The following is a 450-nucleotide window of genomic DNA, read 5'->3' on the forward strand; positions in this document are numbered from 1 at the left end:
TTTATATTATTAAATATTTTTTTTTTTTTTTTTTCTTTATTGTATTGTTTTAATTATCAGTATTTATTATCCCAGCGCCTTCAATTGTTTGTAGTAATAAAATATAAAATAAGAAAGATATTTTTTTTTTTTTATTATAAAAAATTTAGACAAAGCTTGCTTTTTGCATACCTTTTTGAAATATTTTACTCAAAAAAAACGAATAGGAAAAAGTGTTGGATAATACAAAAGAACTAACAAAAAACGGTGCGCAAGACCTTTCACCGGCGAATGGCAGGAACGGGTTGCGGGAGAAAAAGCCGAAGACGTATGTGCAGATGTTTTTAGCTCAGCTAACCGAGCCGATGATATACATATTATTGATCGCGATGGCGGTTTCTATTTGGGAGCATTCCGTTGGCGACGCCTTCGTTATACTGGCGGTTATCCTGCTCAATGCGATTATAGGGG

The 450-nt window shown here is 33.1% G+C and carries 1 protein-coding gene; it reads left to right on the top strand.

Annotation, left to right across the window (positions count from 1 at the left end; genetic code table 11):
* Positions 1–215: 215 nt before the first annotated feature.
* Positions 216–450, top strand: a 235-nt coding sequence (locus ACYVTD_RS16780) for a cation-transporting P-type ATPase (protein ID WP_461248790.1), incomplete at its 3' end; no start/stop codon positions are given.

It is taken from the genome of Treponema sp. R6D11, assembly GCF_054786075.1.